Annotated in this window: 1 protein-coding gene; it reads right to left on the bottom strand. The window is 60.9% G+C overall.

Annotated elements, in window-relative coordinates; genetic code table 11:
• A partial coding sequence (locus MWU61_RS19915; protein ID WP_247130179.1) for a M10 family metallopeptidase C-terminal domain-containing protein occupies window positions 1–261 on the bottom strand: 261 nt, incomplete at both ends.

Genomic DNA, 261 nt, shown 5'->3' with positions numbered 1-261 from the left:
CTTCACCGGTACCGGGTACATTCACCGCGATGATCACACCTAGATAGCTGTCGATCACCGAAACCGCAGCCTCTGCGGCGGCGGCGTCCCAGCCATAAGCTGCGGAAATTGCGGACAGGTCGATGACATCGCCCTCGCCGGGACTGAAATCTTCGATACGGTCCCGCCCGCCGATCAGCGCGTCTGGTGCATAAGCAAAGATATCTGCGCCTGTGCCGCCGCCAAGGTTGTCCTTCCCCGCGCCGCCTTCAATCGTGTCAT

It is taken from the genome of Loktanella sp. F6476L, assembly GCF_023015725.1.
In the GTDB taxonomy this organism is placed as follows: domain Bacteria; phylum Pseudomonadota; class Alphaproteobacteria; order Rhodobacterales; family Rhodobacteraceae; genus Yoonia.
Note: the sequence above shows the minus strand (reverse complement) of the source record. Positions and strands in the feature narration are given on the sequence as shown.